This window comes from Solwaraspora sp. WMMB762 (assembly GCF_049179115.1).
Taxonomy (GTDB): domain Bacteria; phylum Actinomycetota; class Actinomycetes; order Mycobacteriales; family Micromonosporaceae; genus Micromonospora_E.
The window spans coordinates 16144-32376 of sequence record NZ_JBMHMD010000001.1; the positions used below are offsets into that span (position 1 = coordinate 16144).

Consider the following 16233-nt stretch of genomic DNA (forward strand, 5'->3'; position numbering starts at 1 on the left):
CCATGCCGACCCTGGCCCAGATGCTGGCCGCCAGCGACAACGACCACACCGACCTGACCGCAGCGTTCACCGCCCGTACCGGGCTGGGCTGGCACGACCCGACACCAGCCGCGATGGCAGCGGGGACCGTGCTGTCGGTGGTGATCCCCGCACACAACAACGCCTACAGCCTGCCCGTCGTGCTCGACGCGCTCGCGAAGCAGGACACCTCCGGGACGGTCCAGGTCATCGTGATCGACGACGCCTCCACCGACGACACCCCGGCCATCATCCGACTGCACCCCGCCGTCGACACCGCCTACCGGCTGCCCGCACAGGTGGGTGGCGCCACCGCCCGCAACGTCGGCACCCACCTCGCCGACGCCGACACCATCGTCCACCTCGACGCCGACATGGTGTTGACCGCCCACGCCCTCGCCGACGTCGCCGTACGGGCCCACCCCAGCCTCGTCCAGGTCGGATTCCGGCACAACATCGCCTACCAGCCCGGCCGGTACCTGCGGGCCGAGGTCCCCGACGGGGAACCGGACCTGCACGCTGACCACCGCGTCCGGTGGAGCCCGCCAGTCGGCAAACCCATGTTCTACACCGGCGACGTCTACCACCAGCCGATGGACCTGCGCCCGCTCGACGACACCCACGACTTCGTCGATCTCGGCCACGGCGCCCGCTACTTCGACTGGGACCTGCCGAGGATGGTCGTCACCGCCCTGGTCGCCATGCCCCGCGCAGCCGTCACCCACGTCGGCGGATTCGACCCCGGATGGACCGCCGCCGGCTGGGGAGCCGAGGACACCCACCTCGGCGCGACGCTGATCGCCGCCGGCTGCAAGATCACACCACTGCGTCAGCTCCGCGCCTGGCACATCGACGCACCCGACGCCGCAATCCAATGGCGCGCCAAGCTGGCCAGTGCCCCAGCGCGCATCGCCTACTACCGGCACCTCCTCGGCGAGCCCGCCCCCGCCCAGCGGGAAGCCGACCTCGCCTCCCGGGCACAGGCCCTGCTCGCGCAGGCGGAGGTGCTGCGGTGACATCTCGTGTTTATGGTGCCGATGGGAACCTCGCCCACGACCCGGCGACCGGACTGACCCACCACGCCCCACACCCGCTACCCGCCGGCAGATGGAGCGGAGACCCCGCTGAGGTCAGCCGGTGGCCGGTCGTCGCCCCCGACGAGCACGCCCGATCCCAACCCGCCAGCATCTGCTGGTCACCGATCGTCCGCTGCAACCTGCACTGCCCACACTGCCTCGACGACACCAGCGTCCGCGAACTCGGCCCCGCCGACCGCAACCGCATCGCCCAGATCCTCGCCGGCAGCGACATCCTCGGCGTGGACATCAGCGGCGGCGAACCACTGCTCCTCAAAGACCTACCGGACCTGGCCCGCACCGTCACCGCCGGTGGACGCGCCGCAGTGTCGATCACCACCAACGGCACCCACCTGCAACGCCGCGTCCCGCACCTCGCAGACGTCGTCGATGCCATCCGGGTCTCCCTCGACGGAGCGACCGAGACCACCCACGACCGGCTACGCGGCACCGGCAGCTTCACCCACGCCATCGACGGGATCCGCGCCGCCGTCCAGGCCGGCGTCTGCGTCCAGATCCAGACCGTGCTGATGGCCACCAACCAGCCCGAAACCCAACGGATGATCGACCTTGCCCACGACCTCGGCGTCAACGGCCTGACCCTGCTCCAGATGCTGCCCATCGGCGCTGGCCTGCACCAACAGAACCAGATGCTCACCGACGTCGCCGCACTCGACCACGTGCACCGCCTGCACATTCCGGACACCCTGCGCGTACGGCTGCGCACCCGCGAACTCGCGGGCGGATTCACCGTCGTCCGAGCCGACGGACGCATCTGGCGCAACGACCAGCGCGGCCTCACCATCGCCGGACTGAAGCCGCTGACCACGCCCGCCGACCTCACCCTCACCGCGAAGGACGGATCCGCATGACCAGCCGCACCGCCCAGCGGACCTTCACCCACCGCCGCGTCCTACGGCTCACCGCCGACGCCTACGAGAAGGCGGTCAACCTCCTCGCCCGCGAGGTGACCAACCGGATCGGACCCATCGAGGCGATCGTCGGCATCGCCAACGGCGGCGTACCCCTGTCCCACAGCCTCGCCGCCCGCCTCGACGCCCGGGTCCTGCGGGTCGATGCCCGGCACAACCCCACCGACACGATCTACACCCAGGCCACCGGCCACGTCACCCTCGACCTGCGGCCACTCACCACCGTGCTGGGCGACACCCGCCTGCTCGGCAACGTCCTGCTCGTCGACGACATCTGCGGCACCGGCGCGACCATTGAGGCGCTCTACCCGAGACTGTTCCCGTACCTCTGGGCGGGATCGGTCGTCCACACCGCCGTCCTGTGCCGCAACACCGGGGCCGACTACAACCCCCACCTGTGGATCTGGGACACCGACGACTGGGTGCATTTCCCCTGGGAAGCGCCCCTCCCGGGCACCACGCCCGTCGAAGACCTCGCCGTCCCCGACACCGCGCAACACCGATGACAACCGTCGCCTTCATCCTCGCCTCCTGGCGACCCGACGCCCCCGCCGGCATGGAACGCGCCGTAGCCGGCACCGTCACCGGGCTGGCCGCCAGCGGCCACCGCGCCGTCATCATCACCGCCGACCGCACCGCGCCACCCAGCTACGCCGCCGCACCCGTCGTCACCCTCGACAGCCTGCGCATCCCGCACCCCTGCGACGACAACAGCCTGCGCGACGCCATTACCGCCGCAGAAACGACGATCCGCGCCGAGCTGACCAGCGCTTTCGTCGCGTACCAGGTCGAGATCGCCGTGTACGTCGACAGCCTCTGGGGACTCGGCCGGGTCATGCCCACCACCGACACGCCCCGCCGAATCCTCGGCATGCACGTCGTCGGCCACCACACCGACCTGGCCGCCGCCCTGCCCCGAGCCCACACCGTCATCGCCCCCTCCAACACCGTCCTGGAACGCGCTGCCGCCTCCGGCTACGACACCTCCCGCTGGCGGGTCGTCCCGAACCCTCTGCTCACCGACCACCCGCCAACACTGGAGTCCGAACGTCGCCGACTACGCCGGGAAGGTCCGATCCGCGTCGTTGCACGCCTGGGCCCGGAGAAGGGCGTCACGCAGTTGCTCGCTCTTGCGGGCGATCGCCCGTCCGGGTACGCCGTCGAGATCGCCCTGGCCGCGGCCGGGTTCGAGACCTCCACCGGGGGCCAAGATCAGCTACTTGGTGAAGCGCGGCGTCTCGCCGCCGGAGCCGGAGTGCAGCTCCGGGCAGGTCTGCGATGGGCCGAGGTGCCCGCCTGGCTCGCCGCCGCCAGCGTCTGCGTCGTGCCTTCCCTGGCCGAGACGTTCGGCCTGGTCGCACTCGAAGCAATGTCCGTCGGCACCCCCGTCATCGCCCTCGGCGTCGACCATCTCCCGACGCTCATCGGCGACGGCGGCATCATCGTCGAGCAGGCAAGCGGCCACGCCGGGCTGTGGCGCGCCGCCGACCAGCTCCTGAACGACCCGGTACGCTACGAACGCATCTCCAGGGTCGGCTACTACCGCGCGCGGGACTATCGACCCGCCCACATCGCTGGCCAACTCCTGAAGGTGGTGAGCTGATGGGCGGTCGCCCCATGCAGCCAACGCTCCCGATCCCCGCCGACACCACAGCCGTCCCGCCGCTGCTGCTCGTCGACGGACACAACCTCCTGTGGGGAGCCACCTTCGGCTTCCCCGCCCCGATCTACTCCCGCGACAAGACCCGCCTGCTCACCGGACTGTTCGCCTTCTTCGCCCTGCTACGGGTCGCGATCCGCAACGAGATCCCCGGCGGCAGCCCCGAAGTCATCGTCGTCTGGGACGGCGAACACGGCTCGCGGGCACGCCAGCAGGAACACGACGGGTACAAGGCCAGCCGACCCACCGACGACGACGCCCTGCTACCGCTGCGGTTCCTGCCCGACGTCAAGCGGGGCCTCGACAGCTGTGGCATAGCTTGGATCGAGCTGGACCAGGCCGAAGCCGACGACGTTATCGCCACGCTCGTCCATGCCACGCCTTCCCCGCGATCCGTGATCGTCATGTCCCGCGACCGGGACTACTACCAACTCGTCACCGACCGCGTACACGTCCTCAACACCCGCTTCCGCGCCGGCCACCGGCTCGTCACCCCCGACGAGGTGTACGCCCGCCACCAGGTCACCCCCGACCAGTGGACCGACTTCCGAGCCCTGGCCGGCGACCCCGCCGACGAGATACCCGGCGTCCACGGCATCGGTGCCAAAACCGCCGCGCGACTCCTCGACGGCGGACTTCACCTGGAAGACCTCCCCGCCTCCGGCCGGCTCGCCACCGGCCGCGGCCGAACCGTCGCCGAGCAGTACGACCTCGCCCTCAAGTGGCGTGACATCATCCGGCTCACGACCACCCTCGACCTGCCCCACCACCCGACCGGTACCCCCAGCCCTGCACTACCCCGACCAGCCGACATCGTTGAGGAACTCGGACTGTGGTAGCCACCCCCACCGGCGGAATCCTCACCGTCATGGCCCACCCCGACGACGCCGAACTCTGGGCCGGCGGAACCCTCGCCGTACACGCCGCCACCGGCGTACCCGTCACCATCGCGGCCCCCGGTCTCAACCCGACCCGGCGTCGGGAAGCCGTCGCCGGTGCCCGAATCCTCGGCGCGACACCGCACCTACTCGACGGCATCACCGTAGACGCGGTGCGGGAACTTCTCATCGGCGTTCAGCCCGGGGTCGTCATCACCCACAACCCCGACGACATCCACCCCGACCACCAACATGCGGCGCAGACGCTGCTCACCGCGCTACCCGACGTCGTCATCAGCACCGGCAGACCCCACGCCGTCTACACATGCGACAGCTACCACAACCTCGACCGCCACGGACACCCGCTAAATCTGCCCACGATCATCGACATCACTTCGGTCTGGCGGACCAAGACCACCGCGCTCGCCGTCCACCAGTCCCAACCCATCACCGAACACTTCGGCCCCATGGCCGTCACCCTGGCCCGCCTCCACGGCGGACGAGCCGGTGTCCGGTACGCCGAAGCCTTCGCACCCGTACCCGTCCTTGGCCGACTCCCCACCACCCCACTCTCCCTATCGGGGCATTAGGTGGAGTACGCACGAATTGCCGCAATACTCACTGGACGTAGATTCGCTAAGTGGACAAAGTTGATATTCCGAGTGAATGCGGGCCGCTCTGACTAGTCGCGTAGCAGTTTGCGCGACGAAACTTGCAAGACCCAAATAAACTGCATGGGAATTCCATGTACTACGGGAGGACTTCCCAATAGGCTTCGAGCCGATTGGCACCGAGGTTCGTCGATATTACGTGGGGTGACGGCCTGTGGTGTGACCAAGGTGGGCGTGTCGTTTGTGGAAACGGCGGCCGGCGACGTCTGGATCATCTGGGTTGTGTGGACTCAAACGATCGACGGCCGGCCGCCGCGCTGTGAGCGTATGACCGGACTGGACTCCGATCAACTGGACTGGCTGTACGAGCAGGTGGACGCGCTGGTCGACTGGGACCTGCCGGTGGGGCGCCCTCGGGCGTTGCCGCTGTACACGGCGTTGGTGCTGGTGTTGTTCGGGCTGCGGCACAATCTGGCGCCGGACGTGATCGGTGAGGTTTTCGGCTGCGGTTCGACGACCGTGGAGCGGTATCAGGAGGAGCTGGAGCCGCTGGTGGACGTGGTGTTGACCCCGCTGTACGAGCAGGTCCGTGACCAGGCCCGCCGGGACGCGGTCCTGGTCGATGGTCTGGTCGCGCCGGTCGGGGAACGCGACGACGTCGACGGGCTGTTCTCCGAGAAGAAGGGCTTCTGTGGGCAGAACGTGCAGGTGGTGGCCAATCTCGCCGGGCGGGTGGTCGATGTGGGTGACCCGTGTCCGGGTGGCATGCACGACCGGAAGGCGTTCGACGTGTCCGGGATCGCCGCCGGGTGGGCCGGCCACTACGCCCCCGGCGGGCCCGGGATGATCGGTGACAAGGGGTACCAGGGTGCCGGCATCGTGAGTCCGTACAAGAAGCCTCGGGGTCGGGAGTTGACCGGGGTCCGACGCGCGTGCAACACCGCACTCAACCGGCTCCGCGCCGCCGTCGAACGCGCGATCGCCCATCTGAAGTGTTGGAAGGTTCTCAAGACCGGGTTCCGCAGATCGTTGGAACACTTTCCTGCCACATTACGTACGGTAATGAAGTTGGAGATCTTTCGCGTTTACGGATTACGTTGAGAAAGCCCGGTAATAGTTTCGGGAAGTCCTCCGGGTGCGGTGATCGATGCTGAGTGCTGGCCGTGACCCCTGAAGTGGCCAGCGCCGCGTGGGTCAGTCCTCCATAGCCGCGACGAGCCGTCGTAGGCCGGCGCGTTCCCGGCGGTTCTCGTGGGTGATCCACTCCTTGCCTTCGGCGGCGATGCCTTCCAGCACATGCAGGGTGCGATCGAGACCCGAGGCGTCGAGGGAGACCTGGGAGGCGATGCGGTCGTCGTCGCCGAGCTCCGGCATGCCTGGCCACTCACCATTGATCGTCAGCTCGTCCCGGGGGTTGTTCGTCAGGGTCAGGGAGAGCTTTTTCTCGCCGTTGCGGGCATCGACGACGTGCGCCGCAACGACCGAGTTGTACTGGTATGTGAGGCGCTGCTGATCGCCGAATCCCGTGGTCTCGAAGTCGAGGGTGACCGTCACCTGGCGGACGCCGTCCTTGGTGAGCAGGAAGAGGAGAAGTTTGTATCGCGAGTAGCGCCATGGTCCTTTGCTGACTCGGGCCCGCTTGCACCCGGGCACGGGCGCCTCGATGAAGGCGTGCGCTATCACGTCCTGCGCGGCCAAGCGGTAGTGCCGCAGCGTGTCCTGGACCAGGATCTTGCGATCGCAGTCGAGCCAGTGCGCCATCTCCGCGTCGGTTGGCTTCGATTCCAACTTGCGTACCCACCTGTCGTACGCCGCGCACCGGTCCTCGTAGTCGTGCCGGACCCGGACCAAGTCGTCCCGGTAGCGGTGGCGCTCGAGAAGGAGCGCATGCCAGCCCTGGATGGCGAGGCGAGCCCCGGCCACGACGCCGACCGTCGCGATCGCCGTCGTGAACGGTGCTTCGACGAGGGCCTGCCACAGGAGCAGCGGCCCGGCAACCACCAGGGCGAACACGGCGGCGCCGAAGGCGGCCCACGTCGAGGATGGCACTCGCGAGTTCTCGGGATCCGCTGTGAGTTCACCGCTGAGCCACAGCCGCTTGACGTCGCTGGCGAGGAATCTCACTAGCCAGGCGACCCGCTTGGCGTCGACCGATTGCTCCCGGTACAGCTCGACCAGCTCGTTGCGCAGGGACTGCCGGATGCCCGCCGTCTCCGCCAGCCACGTCTCCCGGGCCAGGCCCTGCGGCAGGTAACGTCCGAAGTAGCGGTCGAACAGGGAGTCCATCGCTGAGGCGAACCGGTCGGACTGTGCGGGTACACGCTGAGGTGTGAAGGTGAGACGTTGGCGGGCCATCCGCCGTCGATGCTGAGCCAGTCGGATCGTGAATCCCGCCCGGACCGTCACGACGGCGGCTCCAAGAGCCATCATCAGGTAGCCGGCCGAGCGGGGCCACGAGTGCGCCAAGGCGTAGTTGATCACCAATAGGCCCGTGACGAGGAGCAGCGCCGAGCCGCCGATGGCGCGCAGGACGTCCGCCGCGTCGGTGCGGAGCGGGGGTGGCGGAACCGGCCGAGGACGTACCGGCTTGGGCTGGAAGAACTTCCAGACGCGCTGCGCCCGGTCCTTGGCCGTCCTGTCGCGCCGCGCGGCCGCGAACGTCTTCTCCCAGGTCCAGTCCTGATGCGGGCCGGCCAGGAAGACCTCGAGATGGTTGAGGATGCTTTCCTGTAGGGACGGGTCGAGCGACTCGAACTCCTTGACCACCGCACCGATCTCGGCCGGGTCGGGAGTCTCCGCCGTGGTCTGCGGCAGCGAGTCCAGCAGCGAGCCGACGACATTGATGCCCCGAGCCCAGGGATCTTCGGAGCGTTGTGTCGCCCAACGGCGCACCTGTGCCAACTGTGCGAGTTCCTGGTCCGTCAGGCTCTGCACGGTACGGCCGCTCAGCAGTGCGAGCGCCAGGTAGAAATAGGCGCGGGAGTACTTGTAGCCCCGGGCGACCGCTTTCATGATCAGCTCCCTCGCCTTGGACGGCGCGCTAATCTCCAGGTAGTGGAGGCCGACCTCGAACTGCCGCTCAGGCGGGTCGTCCTCGCTGACGTGGTACCCGCCTTCGATGTGGACCCATTGGGCCTGGAACCCGACCCGGGCATCGCCGTCCGCGACGTTGATGAACGCTTTCTCCTGCGGTCCGGCACTCATGACAGGGCCCGCAGAGCCGCTATGATCCCCGCGACCCGCGTGGCGAGATCCGTCCAGTCCAGCAGCAGGCCGCGCAGCTTCCGCAGGGCGGTGGTCGCACGACTGCGTGCCTCGTCGTCGGCCGGAGGAACCTCTGCGGCGGCGGCATCCATCTCCTGCTCCGCAGCGCGGTACGTGACCGTGTCCACGTCACCCGCCTCATGGCACTTACGGAGCGCGGCGCGCAAGTCTGCGAGCTGGTCGTGGAATGTCTCCCTGCCGGGGCCGCCCGGCGCGCCGTAGACGGTCGCGTGGTGAACGGTATGTGCTTGAAATCCGACGTGGGCGTTGCCCTTGGCGACGTTTCTGACAGAGCCGGACATCGACGCATCACCTGCTTCTTTCCGAGGACGGCGAGGGGAAGAGCCATACTGCGCCCCGAGCTCCTGAGCGAGCGCGAGGGCGAAGGCCGCGGCGTTGGCGGCGGCACGCGGCTGCCAGTTCTCGCCGTCGGTGTGGACCTTGGTCCCGTCGGCACGGTCGCTGATACCGCGGACGACGACGGCCGGCAGAGAGCGGTTCAGGTGGGCGGCCTGGGCGACCCCGGCGGACTCCATCTCCACCGCCAACGCATCGTTGTAGTGATCACGGATAAGCGTCGCCTCGGGCGAGGACGCCGAATCGAGGACGACCTCTCCAGCGGCGATCGGGCCGAACCGCACCTGGGGCACTCCTCCGGCGAGGCCCCGTGCCCAGCGCCGCTCCCGCTCAAGGTGCCGGGCGAGCTGATCACAGACATGGGGGATTTCCCACACGCGAGGTCGGGTGCGGAACGCGTCGCTCTCGCTGGTGCCACCGTGATAGGCGTACACGTGGGTGGCCACGACGACGTCGCCGAGGCCGACGGAGGGCCAGAGCGCCCCGGCCACACCGGCGAAGATGACCGCTTCCGGATCGAACTCGGTCATGGCGCGCTCGGCGATGACGGCGGAGGGGTGGTTGCCCTTGCCGACAAGGCCGAGAATGATCTCACAGGAGCCTCCGGTCACTGTGCCACGTTCGAATCGCGTGCCCATCGGATGTACGTGGGGTTCGACTTTCGTGAGACGTTCGCGGACTGCGTTGTACTCGAGGTCCAGTGCGGTGAGCACGACCACGGGTCTGGTCATCTCTCATTTCCTCCGGGTGTGACGGCCGAAGCTGTGCGGATCATGGGTGGGTAGAGGTTCTGGCACGGACCAGCGCGGTAGACGCGGGCCGGGCGACCGGTGCCCGTGGCGCGCGGCGGACCGGCGGGGACCACGAAGCCCTTCGTGCCCTGGACCTTGCGGTAGAAGTTGCGGGGGTCGAGCGGCGTGCCCCAGACGGCCTCGTAGACCTGCTGCAGCTCCGTGAGGGTGAAGACCTCGGGGCAGAAAGCGGTCGCGAGCCCTGTGTGCTCCAACTTGGAACGGGCACGCTCCACCCCGTCGACGACGATGCGTAGGTGGTCGAAGGCAAGCGGTACCCGCGCGGCAAGTACGTCATCGGCGGGCGTCCACTCGGCGGCTGCGGCGTCGGTTCCGGCGATGGGTTCGGGAAGGCGCGGCACGACGGCGAGGTGGGCGACGGAGACTACGCGTCCACGAGGGTCACGGTCGGGGTCGCCGTATGTACCGAGCTGCTCCAGGTGCGGGATGTCGGTGAGCCCCGCCTCCTCCCGCAGCTCCCGGCGGGCGGCACTGAGGATGTCCTCGCGCTCATCGGCGAGGAATCCACCAGGCAGCGCCGCCTGCCCAGCGAACGGCTCGACGCCGCGCCGCACGAGAAGCAGGTGTAGACGGCCATCGCGCAGGGTGAGGATCACGAGATCGACGGTGAGCAGGATCCGGGGTGGTTCCCATATGTCATCGGGCACCACTCGACCATAGCTTTTTGTCGACATGACAAGAAGTCATTTGAGCTGTCGCGTCGCCGACACTCGAAGTAGCGGCTTGATCATCAAGAAGTGAGTCCGACAGATGGCAACGCCGCCTGAATCAGTGCGTCGTCGACACGTGGTGGCGGTGTGAGTGCTCCCGCCGGTCGAGGTGTTTGCACTGGTCAGGTGTGGTGATTCGCCTGGGTGGGGGAGCGTTCCGCGATGTTTGTCGGGGTGATCGGGAAGTCGCGGGTGCGGTGCTCCCGGCTGCCCTGCCTGGCGGGTTGGATCATGGGGTGCGGCGGCCGGGCGTGAACGGCGTCGAACGGATGTCAACGGCGCTCAAGGGACTCGCCGTGACCTGCCCAAACCGCGTTTGGGCAGGTCACGGCCGCTGTCCGGGCAATGTTGACACGGAAGAGGTCACTGGTTCAAACCCAGTATCGCCCACCAGATATACATGCACGTCACGCGGCCCGTTGCCGGACATCCGGTAACGGGCCTGCTGCTGTGGTGGCCCTCACCTGGGGATCGGGGCCGCGCCCCAGGGGTAACAGCTTCCGTCGACCGGTTGTCCTGCTCCACGGGGCTTGGCTTGGGCGACCTCGGGGAGAGGCGGGTCAGGTGGGGCGGCGCGGTCGACTCGTGCGAAAGATTGACATGAAGATGGGCCGCACCGCCCCGGGTCGTCGCGCGCCTAGACCCGGAAAAGGGCGTTACGTAGCTGCTCGCCGCCGCCGATGGTCGCCCGTCCGGGTACGCCGTCGAGGTCGCCCTGGCTGCGGCCGGGTACGAGACCTCCACCGGAGGCCAATCTCAGCTACAGCTTCCGGGATGTCTGTTCGCCGTTGAGGTGCGGCACCCTGGGCGTCGGGCCGGGCGCGGCTGTCTGCAGCCGCTGGCGACGGTGCGACTCTACGGCGTGACGCCGCCGGTGCTGGTCCCGGAATGCGTTGGGCCGTCCGGTGGGCGTGCCATAGACTGCGCCGGTGCTGGATGTGGCGGGGGACTTCGAGATCCACATTACGGTTCACGCCCATCAGGCCGAGAAGTTGTCCGCGTTCGCTGCGCAGCATGGCCTGAAGTTCGTCCACATCGTACTCGACCGTGGCAGGTTCACGTCTCAACCGATGATCACCCTGACCGGGCAAGGGACCCTGGTCGAACAGCGTGCGTCGGTGCAGCGTTGGCAGCGCGATCTGCGTGAGGCGGGCGTGTACCCGTGCCGTTCGAAGATTGAGGCGGCGCCGTGGTGCGTCGGCGTACCGCAGTCGGATGAACAGGCGGTGGCCGAGCCGCCGGGCCGGTACTTTGAGCATCACGTCAAACTGCTGCTGACCAGGACGACGGTGGCGGATCTGGCGGCTATCACTGACCTTGTCGTGCCGTACGGGGCGCGGCTGTCACGTAACGCTCGTCGGGAGACGGCGGACGGTGCCCAGGAGCGGTTCGTCAACCAGCGGTGCCACGGCGTCGGGCTCGTCACGGCCAAGCAGCGGTTGGATGAGCTGCTCCAGGCGTTGAACGCTGCCGGACACGAGATTGTCAGGGTGGAGCAGGAGTACGTGGTGTTCGACAGCGACCTCCACCACGACCAGGGCTGGCTGGACCTGCCGAAGCGGACTGTGAGCGGTTGGGTCCAGGCGCGTGAGGCCGAGATGCGATCTGCTCCGGCGGGTTCCCCGGGTTTCCCACCGACGTACCTGCCCGTACCGGCCAGTTCGACTGTCCGTCAGAGGGCGGTGTTCGACCCGGCACTCAAGCAGTACCCGAACGCCTACCGCACCGCTGAACCGGACTTCGCGGTGGACAGTGTCGGTCGGCGGTGGGCTGATGCCCGGCGTGCTGCGATGAACCACGTCCTGGCGGCTATCGCGACAACGTCAGCGGGTGGCTGTCTGGTTCTGCGGGGTAGCGTCACCATGGCCGCCTGGTTCGGTGATGATGCCCGTGAGCCTCGCGATCTCGACTTCGTCGTCACCCCGCACACCATCACCAGCGACAGTGCCGATGCCCGCGTCCTGCTCGACGACATCCGGAGCGTTCTCCGAGCAGACCCGGGTCCGGGGCTGCGACCAGAGCGGATCGCCGAGTCGGAGATCTGGACCTACGAACGCGCCGACGGCCGCCGCCTCGTCGTTCCGTTCGTCGCGCCGGGGTTACCAGATGGCGAGGTGCAGATCGACGTCGTCTTTGGTGAGCAACTGCCCTGCCCGCCGGAAGCGGTGGCGCTACCCGGGGTGGACAAGCCTATCCTGGCCGCGTCCGCCTCCTTGTCGCTGGCGTGGAAGCTACTCTGGTTGGCTACCGACATGTGGCCCCAGGGCAAGGACCTGTACGACGCGGTCCTGCTCGCCGAACACACCACCGTCGACCAGCATCTGGTCCGGCGGCTCATGAGGCCGGAGCTTGGCGTCGAAGCGGACACCTTCACGGCCGAGACGGTGCTGTCCTGGCAAGTCGACTGGACCAACTTCACCGATGAGTACCCCGCGATCACCGGCACCGCCGAGCAATGGACCAGGCGACTGGCTCTGGCACTCGAACAAGCCTGGACCTGATCCAGCAGCATGAAGCCTCGGAGGACGTACCACCGGATCCATGATCCCCGCCGGCCGAGGTGTTTGCGCTGTTCAGGTGCGGTGATCCGGGCGTGCAGCTGTTGGATCCGATGCTCGGGCGACCATGGCTCGGTCAGCGGATCGCCCTGCCGGAGACCGCGTTCCAGATCTGTGGTGCGGTGTCCTCGAAGCCGTATCCGGCGACGACCGGTTCCCCAGCGACGACCGCCGCCGCGAGGGAGTACAGCCGCACCTCGGCGATGGGGTTCGGCGGGATCGCCGCACCGGTGCGGGGATCCCATCCCCGCAGGGTGCCGGCGCAGGAGCTGAAGACGACGGGCTGCCCCCGGTGCACCGACGAGGTAACCGCGTCCGCGTACTGCGAGTCGCCGCACTTGTGGTCGCGGAACGTCGCGCCGATCCGCTCGCCGGTGGCGAGGTCACGCACCTGGAGACCGCGCTCCGGTTCCTCTGCCTCATCGTCGGGATCGGAGTAGATGTCCTCGGTGAACACCGCTGCGGCTCGACCGTCCACCAAGGTCACCGCGAAGGCGGGGTGATCCTCCGCCAGGTACCCGTGGGTCGGCCCGACCCGCCGGCGGGTTTCGACGTCCCACGCCCACACGCCGCAGTCGCCCGGGGTGTCGACCACGGCCGCCCCGATCAACGTCGCGGCGACGAACCTTCCGTCGACCACCGTCAGCTCCTGACGAACCAGATGCCAGTACCTGGCGAGCCGCTGCGTCTCGCCGTACGGTTCGCCGGTGCCGAGATCCCAGCAGCGGAACACGGTGAGGGGATTGGCGCTGTCGAAGAATTCGCTGTCGAATTCAACCTCGGACGAGATGCCGAAGGCGTCCTCGTCCTGGTCCTCCTCGACGCCAACGCCGATGTCGTCGCGGTGGTCCTCGTCGCTGCCTCCGGCCAGGACGAGGACGCGTCCGTCGTGCCCGGCCACGGACAGTTCATGGACGGGTCCGACGAACCGGCCCAGCGGCTGCAGCCGTTCACCGCTGGCGGCGTCCCAGCGCAGGATGTCGCCGCTCTTGTCGCCGGCCACGACGACGCTGCGGCCGCCGACCTCGGCCAGGGCCACACAGGTGATCGGAGCGGGCTGCGGGGTGCCTGCGGTGAGCGGCTCGCCGGTGAGCTGCCCCGTGGCCGCGTCCCACCGCAGCAGGCTCCCGTCCAGGCTGCCGGTGACGAAGACGGCCCGGCCGGCGACCGTTCCGGCGGCGATGCACGTGATCTCCAGGCGGTGTCCGGCCGGGGCCGGCGGGTCGTTGAGGAACCACAGCACCGGCCCGTCCGTGGCGTGTTGCCGTACCGCCCGGGCCGCCAGCGCCGGCCGTCCGTCCCAGTCGGTGACCACCACGGCGTTGACCGCGTACCTACCGGCGTTGAATATCTCCTCACCCCATCGACCGGTCTGCGGGTCGTGGACCCAGTTGGGGTTGTGTCTGACCACGTACGGCTCGCCCAGCGGCGCTCCGCTCGCCAGGTCCCAGACCCGGGCGGTGCCGTCATGACCGCCGGTGGCGCAGACGGCGCGGGCGCCGACCCGGCCGATGCCGACGGCGGACACCGGTCCCGGATGGCCGGTGACAATGCACAGGTCGTCGCCGGTGGCTGCGTCCCACACCCGCACGCCCCGGCCCTCCTCGGCGGTCGCCACGACCGTCCGCCCGGCGACCATTCCCACCGTGAGCGCGGTGACCTGGGTCCGATGCCGATCCTCATGGACCTCACCACTGGCCGGATCCCAGCGGATCAGGGGCTCATCGGAGCTGGGGGCGAGCAGCACCAGCAGGCTATCGCCGACGGCGACGCACGTCAGGTGCCCGTAGGTTCCGGCGACGGTCAGCGGCATGCCGATCGGTGCCCAGGCGGCGAGGTCCCACAGCCGGACCCGCTGGTAGTAGGTGTCGCCCCTCCAGAATGCGTCACCGACGACCACCACTGTGCGGCCCGACCACTGGGCGGCCGCCAGGTGCGTCACGTTCTCGGTGTCGGGTAGGGGCCTGCGCGCCAGCGGTGTGCCGCTCACCGCGTCCCAGAGCCAGACCAGCCCGTCGGAGCCACCGCCGACCAGCGCCGGCCGCGAGTCGACCTCGGTCACGACCATCGGCCCGCTGGTGTCGCAGCCGTGGTAGAGGCTGGGGGACTGCACTCCCGTCGTGAGGTCGAACTGGCGCACGCCACCGTCGACGGCACCGGTGACCACGGTCGGCCGGCCGGCGGCGGCGGCGAGGACAACGTGGCTGGCGTTCGACCCGAACCGGCCGACCAGTTCCGGCGCACCCCCGCCGGACGGAACGGTCCACACCAGTACGGACGCGGAGTACGAGTCGTTGTTGTCCTTTGACACGACCGTGGTGCGTCCGTCGAGCTCCGCCACGACCATCGACGCCACGTGGAGCCCGTCGACCACCGCAACCGGCGCCGGTTCGCCAGTGTCCGGGGTGAAAGCCCGCACGCTCCCTGAGCGGGTCTGGGCGAACACGGTCAGCCGGCCCGCCACCGGCCCCAACCACACCTCGCAGAAGGGGTCGTCGGTCGGCGGCTCCAGAGGCGGTCCGACCGGCTCCCCGGTGCGGGCGGACCACACCCGCACACGTCCCTTCTTCAACGTCGCCACCAGGAGCCGGCCGTCGACGGTCGTCGCCGCTATCCGCAACGGCTCGTCATCGCCGAACACCGGCCCGACCGGTCACCGGGTCGAGGAGCTGTCGGCCCTCGACCAGGTCAAGTCGACCGTCCCGGCCGGTCAGCAACTCGACCCAGCCGTGCGCGAAGGTGCGATGCGGCCCCGTTCGCGGATGTCCATCCACCGGGATTCCTCGACCACCGACATCGCCTCCTGTTCTCGGGTTCGATGATCAACCTACGGCTGCCAAATGCCTGGCACCATCGCGGACCCAGAGGGCGAATGTTCTTGCCAGGCACGGCAACGAACGCCTGCCGGATGACCGGTCCTCACCCGTCGTCGGTCGAAGGTGCGAGCACGGTGGTCAACGGCGACGGGGTGCGCCGAAGCCCGGTGAGGCGTGCGAGCCCGGTCAGCTGACCGGTGCCTGCGGCACCGGCTTGATCAGCCGCGCTGCGGTGGCCTTGCGGACCGCGTCGACCCGCGACACCGCGTCCAGCTTGGCGTAGATGTTCGTCAGGTGCCGTTTGACGGTGGCCTCTGTGATACACAGCCGACTGGCGATCTGGGCGTTGCCATCCGAGTCGAAGCCCCGTCCGTCGTCGGAGACCACAGCGCGCACCACCCGGTCTCCTGGCCGGACGGGAGTACTTCGCTGTGGCGGTTGGACGGGGCGTTCACCGCCGGTCCGGTCCGGGTCCACGACTACCGGATGGTGCCGAGCCGGGGATGAGCGACCACCGGGGACAGCTCGACATCCTGTCGGT

General features: G+C 68.7%; 13 protein-coding genes. 8 read left to right on the top strand and 5 right to left on the bottom strand.

Features of this window, described 5'->3' with window-relative positions; all coding sequences use genetic code 11:
- Positions 1-2 precede the first annotated feature (2 nt).
- The 7 genes from ACN27J_RS00110 (at position 3) to ACN27J_RS00140 (ending at position 6276) form a co-directional block, all read left to right on the top strand.
- Complete coding sequence (locus ACN27J_RS00110) at positions 3-1034, top strand: glycosyltransferase family 2 protein (protein WP_421362052.1); 1032 nt, start codon at positions 3-5, stop codon at positions 1032-1034.
- Entirely contained in the window at positions 1031-1966 is a 936-nt protein-coding gene (locus ACN27J_RS00115; RefSeq protein WP_421362054.1) for a radical SAM protein, read from the top strand. Before ACN27J_RS00110 ends, ACN27J_RS00115 begins: the two co-directional genes overlap by 4 nt.
- Positions 1963-2532, top strand: a complete 570-nt coding sequence (locus tag ACN27J_RS00120) for a phosphoribosyltransferase (protein ID WP_421362056.1) — start codon at positions 1963-1965, stop codon at positions 2530-2532. The genes ACN27J_RS00115 and ACN27J_RS00120 overlap by 4 nt, the downstream gene beginning before the upstream one ends.
- A complete protein-coding gene (locus tag ACN27J_RS00125) occupies positions 2529-3629 on the top strand; it encodes a glycosyltransferase family 4 protein (RefSeq protein ID WP_416557558.1) in 1101 nt (366 codons plus the stop codon). Before ACN27J_RS00120 ends, ACN27J_RS00125 begins: the two co-directional genes overlap by 4 nt.
- A 14-nt stretch (positions 3630-3643) precedes the next feature.
- Positions 3644-4525 (top strand): 5'-3' exonuclease, encoded by an 882-nt coding sequence (locus ACN27J_RS00130; RefSeq protein WP_416617234.1) that lies wholly within the window; start codon positions 3644-3646, stop codon positions 4523-4525.
- Positions 4519-5154, top strand: coding sequence for a PIG-L deacetylase family protein (locus tag ACN27J_RS00135; RefSeq protein ID WP_416557560.1), 636 nt, complete (start codon positions 4519-4521; stop codon positions 5152-5154). Before ACN27J_RS00130 ends, ACN27J_RS00135 begins: the two co-directional genes overlap by 7 nt.
- Before the next feature lie 255 nt (positions 5155-5409).
- Positions 5410-6276, top strand: a complete 867-nt coding sequence (locus ACN27J_RS00140) for a transposase family protein (protein ID WP_421362034.1) — start codon at positions 5410-5412, stop codon at positions 6274-6276.
- A 93-nt stretch (positions 6277-6369) separates the two neighbouring features.
- Here the strand turns inward: ACN27J_RS00140 and ACN27J_RS00145 are convergent, their stop codons facing one another.
- The 3 genes from ACN27J_RS00145 to ACN27J_RS00155 are packed head-to-tail and all read right to left on the bottom strand — an operon-like array spanning position 6370 to position 10282.
- The gene (locus ACN27J_RS00145; RefSeq protein ID WP_421362059.1) at positions 6370-8379 is read right to left on the bottom strand and encodes a hypothetical protein; all 2010 of its coding nucleotides are present in this window, start codon (positions 8377-8379) and stop codon (positions 6370-6372) included.
- Positions 8376-9527, bottom strand: coding sequence for a purine phosphorylase (locus ACN27J_RS00150; protein ID WP_421362061.1), 1152 nt, complete (start codon positions 9525-9527; stop codon positions 8376-8378). The genes ACN27J_RS00145 and ACN27J_RS00150 overlap by 4 nt, the downstream gene beginning before the upstream one ends.
- Entirely contained in the window at positions 9524-10282 is a 759-nt protein-coding gene (locus ACN27J_RS00155) for an NUDIX hydrolase (RefSeq protein ID WP_421362063.1), read from the bottom strand. Before ACN27J_RS00155 ends, ACN27J_RS00150 begins: the two co-directional genes overlap by 4 nt.
- A gap of 965 nt (positions 10283-11247) precedes the next feature.
- On the opposite strand from ACN27J_RS00155, the gene ACN27J_RS00160 reads away from it, so the two are divergent.
- Positions 11248-12819, top strand: coding sequence for a nucleotidyl transferase AbiEii/AbiGii toxin family protein (locus ACN27J_RS00160; RefSeq protein ID WP_421362066.1), 1572 nt, complete (start codon positions 11248-11250; stop codon positions 12817-12819).
- Between the two features lie 133 nt (positions 12820-12952).
- On the opposite strand, the gene ACN27J_RS00165 is transcribed toward ACN27J_RS00160, so the two are convergent.
- Together ACN27J_RS00165 and ACN27J_RS00170 are read right to left on the bottom strand one after the other, a co-directional pair.
- Positions 12953-15517 (bottom strand): hypothetical protein, encoded by a 2565-nt coding sequence (locus ACN27J_RS00165; RefSeq protein WP_421362068.1) that lies wholly within the window; start codon positions 15515-15517, stop codon positions 12953-12955.
- Between the two features lie 361 nt (positions 15518-15878).
- Entirely contained in the window at positions 15879-16091 is a 213-nt protein-coding gene (locus ACN27J_RS00170) for a helix-turn-helix domain-containing protein (RefSeq protein ID WP_421362071.1), read from the bottom strand.
- Positions 16092-16233: the final 142 nt, after the last annotated feature.

Coding starts and splice junctions, on each gene's coding strand:
- ACN27J_RS00110 (WP_421362052.1), top strand. CDS start 3: ATGCCGACCCTGGCCCAGATGCTGGCCGCCAGCGACAACGACCACACC.
- ACN27J_RS00120 (WP_421362056.1), top strand. CDS start 1,963: ATGACCAGCCGCACCGCCCAGCGGACCTTCACCCACCGCCGCGTCCTA.
- ACN27J_RS00125 (WP_416557558.1), top strand. CDS start 2,529: ATGACAACCGTCGCCTTCATCCTCGCCTCCTGGCGACCCGACGCCCCC.
- ACN27J_RS00130 (WP_416617234.1), top strand. CDS start 3,644: ATGCAGCCAACGCTCCCGATCCCCGCCGACACCACAGCCGTCCCGCCG.
- ACN27J_RS00145 (WP_421362059.1), bottom strand. CDS start 8,379: ATGAGTGCCGGACCGCAGGAGAAAGCGTTCATCAACGTCGCGGACGGC.
- ACN27J_RS00150 (WP_421362061.1), bottom strand. CDS start 9,527: ATGACCAGACCCGTGGTCGTGCTCACCGCACTGGACCTCGAGTACAAC.
- ACN27J_RS00155 (WP_421362063.1), bottom strand. CDS start 10,282: ATGTCGACAAAAAGCTATGGTCGAGTGGTGCCCGATGACATATGGGAA.